The organism is Enterobacter sp. ZOR0014, from assembly GCF_000798855.1.
In the GTDB taxonomy this organism is placed as follows: Bacteria; Pseudomonadota; Gammaproteobacteria; order Enterobacterales; family Enterobacteriaceae; genus Enterobacter; species Enterobacter kobei.
Window position 1 is genome coordinate 1 of sequence record NZ_JTLF01000278.1, and the last position, 2304, is coordinate 2304.

Sequence of the window (2304 nt, forward strand, 5' to 3'; positions counted from 1 at the left end):
TCTGAGCCAGCCGTAAGGCTGGCTTTTTTTTGCCTTAAAAAGCCCGGTGGCGCAGCGCCTGGGCCTACGGACTATGACGCCTTTGTAGGCCCGGTAAGCGCAGCGCCACCGGGCGTAAAGCAACTTATTTATTGTTATTGCGTATCTCGTCCCAGATCTTATCGCAACGCTTCGCGACTTCCTGATCGTTACCCGTTTTACGCGCCTGGATACAGGCCTGATAATCCATCACACGAATATTCTCCTGCGTCGCGAATTGCTCATGCGCTTTCTCTTTCTTCAGCACATTCAGTACGCTCTGACAGGCTTCAATTTTCTCCGGCGAGCCTTGTGCGGTATTAATACAGGCGCTGTAAGCCTCCTTCAGCCTGGAATCTTCCTTCGGTGCCTGAGGCTGAGCGCAGGCCACCAGCCCCGATGCAAGCATCGCGACAATTACGATTTTTTTCATCATGTGCAGTCTCCGGTCCGGCGGGCCTTAACCCGCCGGATGATTCATCAGAAGATGGTGAATGGGGCAATAACCATGAATTTCACGTCACGTTCATCCTGGAAGATGTTGCCGTAACCGCCCGCATAGCTCGGGATATCGGAGTGGTTGTCATACTGAGTGAAGTGCAGTTTGAACATCGTGCCCTTCGCGCGCCCATCCTGCAGGGTATAGATAGCATCCAGGCTGTAGGAGGACTCTTTCAGGCGATAGTTTGGATCGTAGTACGCATCCGGCGTGGCCATGTCGCCAGGTTTTGCGTCCCAGGCGTAAGCGTAAGAAGCGCCCACTGCCCAACCCGGCAGGTTCCAGTTTTTCAGATCATACATTGCGCCGAAGAAGACCGCTTTTTCACCATCGGCGTTGAAGTCTGAGCGGTTATCCCACCAGATATCCAGACGACCGTTAGATGACGCGTAAGTTGGCGTCATACGTTGCAGGAAGTAGCCCTGCTGCCCTTCCGCCTTCACCCATGTCCCTTCCAGGCGTAAATCAACCTGGCCAACTTTATAGCCGAAAGTCAGCGCCTGCAGCCACGCGGTGCCGTCATAAATGTCGTTGACGCCGCCATCGCTGACCTTGTCACGCGTACCATAGAACTGGTAGCTGGTGCTCAGCGGACTTCCTGCGATATCAAATTTGTAGCTGGCTTTAGCAAAATACTGATCGATATAACCTTCCGCCTGACCAAATGCGGCTTCCAGTACCAGATCGTTTTTAAAGTCGTATTTCGCGCCCAGCGAGTGGAGATAATCGACTTTGGTTTTCTTATCGTTCTGGTAGAACTTGTCCATTTCAATGTGCCATGGAGCCTTATACTCGTTGGTCCACATATAGGAGAAGCTCAACGCACCCGCATCACCATAGTCAAAGTTCGCCCCGGCTTCTGCGCCCTGATAGGTACCTGGCATGAAGCTCCAGTGTGGTGCTAACAGCGTCTGGCCGGTTGGCTGAATATACCCTCCACGCGCCCAGACCGGGCCGTATTTAAATTTCGCTGCGGCCTTGTACAGGCTGATACCGCTCTTATCACCGGACCAGTCTTCATCGTAAGCTTTGTTGCTGGAGGAGAAGGCAATTTCGTTAGGGTGGCCGCTGTCGCCGTTTTCCGCCATTTCGATCGCGGTGAATGCAGCGATATCCAGGCCGAACATATCTGCGGCATAGCCTGACTGGAAGTCCAGGTTGGCGTTCCAGGTGGAGTGAGAAAGGTTGGTTTTATATTTGTCTTCGGCGACGTCTTTACGGTCACGTTCACGCTGCCAGTAATAGATGCCGCCCGTGAGGGTAGAATCGTCGATGAAACCCGCAGCTTTCGCCTCAGGTGTAACAACCAGGCCAGACATTGCTGTCACACCGGCAATAGCCAGCGCCAGCGCACTACGTTTGCCACTGAACGTACGCATAGATTATTCCTCTTTGACGAATTAAAGCGCCTAAAACGGCGAAAATAAAAAAGACCAGGCGGTCAGGGGTAGTTATAAATACCCTCGAATTAACTACCGTCTTTAGGTTATTTTTCGCGACGCGAATTATCAATGCTTTTCATCAGGCAAAAGTCAGGATTATGACGAAGTGCACATAATTGGTAGTGCTTTGTAACATTTGGCCGGAAGCGTGATTTGGCGGGGGTATAGCAGCGTATTTCAGGGTATTAGAACATTAGAAATCGCGTATTTTGCGAAATTTGCCATTTTCAAAAACAGACAAACTTTTTTAAAAAAAATAAGTAGCACCACATTGACCAAAAATAACGGCGGACATTTTTACAACGCCACTTTAACGATATGATCATTAATAAAAAAAACGCCGCA

The 2304-nt window shown here is 50.6% G+C and carries 2 protein-coding genes; both read right to left on the reverse strand.

Features of this window, described 5'->3' with window-relative positions; translation table 11 throughout:
- Nucleotides 1-124 precede the first annotated feature (124 nt).
- Complete coding sequence (gene chiQ / locus L977_RS14735) at nucleotides 125-451, reverse strand: ChiQ/YbfN family lipoprotein (protein ID WP_032629169.1); 327 nt, start codon at nucleotides 449-451, stop codon at nucleotides 125-127.
- A 47-nt stretch (nucleotides 452-498) separates the two neighbouring features.
- The gene (gene chiP, locus L977_RS14740) at nucleotides 499-1896 is read right to left on the reverse strand and encodes a chitoporin ChiP (RefSeq protein ID WP_014883015.1); all 1398 of its coding nucleotides are present in this window, start codon (nucleotides 1894-1896) and stop codon (nucleotides 499-501) included.
- Nucleotides 1897-2304: the final 408 nt, after the last annotated feature.